The organism is Intrasporangium chromatireducens Q5-1 (assembly GCF_000576575.1).
Lineage (GTDB): Bacteria > Actinomycetota > Actinomycetes > Actinomycetales > Dermatophilaceae > Intrasporangium_A > Intrasporangium_A chromatireducens.
Genome location: NZ_AWQS01000461.1, coordinates 1 through 1,444, shown reverse-complemented (window position 1 = coordinate 1,444; position 1,444 = coordinate 1). Strand labels below are relative to the sequence as shown.

Below are 1,444 nucleotides of genomic sequence, written 5' to 3'. Positions count from 1 at the left end.
TCGGCATCGTCGTCGCGGCGAGCCGCATCCGCCATCCGCTCGAGGCCCGCACCCTCGCGCGGTTGGCGGCGCGGCACGCCGGCGACGGCGCTGGGCAGGTCGTCGGGTTCGGCCTGTCCAACGACGAGCGGCGCGGCGCCACGGACGAGTTCGCGCCCGCGTTCCGGATCGCCGAGCGCGCAGGCCTGGCGCTGGTGCCCCACGGAGGTGAGCTGCTCGGCGCACAGGCCGTCATGGAGACGCTCGAGGCGCTGCACCCGGACCGGATCGGGCACGGCGTGCGGTCGGTGGAGGACCCGCAGGTGCTCGACGCGGTCGCGGAGGCCGGCGTCGCGCTCGAAGTGTGCCCGGGCAGCAACGTCGCCCTCGGGGTCTACCCCGCGATCGAGGCCGTGCCGCTGCGTGCCATCGTCGATGAGGGCATCCCCGTCGCGCTCGGCGCGGACGACCCGTTGCTCTTCGGCCAGCGGCTCACGGCGCAGTATGCCGCTGCCCGCGAGCTGGGCTTCGACGACGCGGGTCTGGCGGACCTCGCGCGGCAGTCGATCCGGGCCAGCCGCGCCCCCGAGGCGGTCCGGTCGGCGGCACTCGAGGAGGTCGAGTCGTGGCTGGCCCACGACGCGGAGCTGCTGGCCCAGCAGGCGTGAGTTTGCCCTGCCCACGCCTCGCCGTTCATGCTGGAGCGGTCATGAACACCGACGCCCCCGCTCGTGCCCCCCGTTCGCCTGCCCGCCGTCACCTGGTGCGGAGGGCCGCCGTCGCGGTCGCCGTCGCCCCGCTCGTCGCGCTGGCCGCCTGCTCAGGTGAGGCACCCATCACCGCCACGACGGCCACGACACCGGCCGCCACCGGGGGCGCCACCGACACCACGTCAGGCTCGACGGGCGCGACCGGGTCGGCCACGACCGGCACGACGCCGGCCCCCTCCCCGACGACGCTCGCGACCAAGGGCGCCATCAAGGACGACGTGCTCGGCCACGTGATCACCCCGACCAAGGTCGTCGTGAACCTGCCGTGGCCCGACAACCACCCGGTCGCCGAGGAGCACTTCGAGCTCGTCGGGGTGCAGGTCAAGGTGCAGGCGGGCTCCCGCTACTCGGCCGACGTCACGCCCGACATGTTCACCCTCAAGACGTCGACGCCGGACGCCGTGCCCGCCACGAACGAGTTCAAGGGCGCCCTCGGCAAGGAGCTCGGCAAGGTCGCGCGGGGCAAGACCGGCACGGGCTGGCTCATCTTCAAGGTCGAGAAGGGCAGCACGTCCACGCTCGAGCTGCGGTTCAACCGGCCGGCCTATGACGTCAAGACGACCGACAAGTCGATCAAGGCGAAGACCTTCAGCCTCAAGCTGACCCCCTGACCCGTCGACCGGTCACCTTCCCCGCCTCGACCGGTCCCCTTCCCCGCGTCGAACGGTCACCTTCCCCGCGTCGACCGGTCACCT

At 73.1% G+C, this 1,444-nt stretch carries 2 protein-coding genes; both read left to right on the top strand.

All coding sequences use genetic code 11. The features are described from left to right. A partial coding sequence (locus tag N864_RS22225; protein WP_034722694.1) for an adenosine deaminase family protein occupies window positions 1-647 on the top strand: 647 nt, incomplete at its 5' end. A gap of 41 nt (window positions 648-688) precedes the next feature. Further along, the gene (locus N864_RS22220; RefSeq protein WP_034722693.1) at window positions 689-1,360 is read left to right on the top strand and encodes a DUF4352 domain-containing protein; all 672 of its coding nucleotides are present in this window, start codon (window positions 689-691) and stop codon (window positions 1,358-1,360) included. Window positions 1,361-1,444 lie beyond the last annotated feature (84 nt).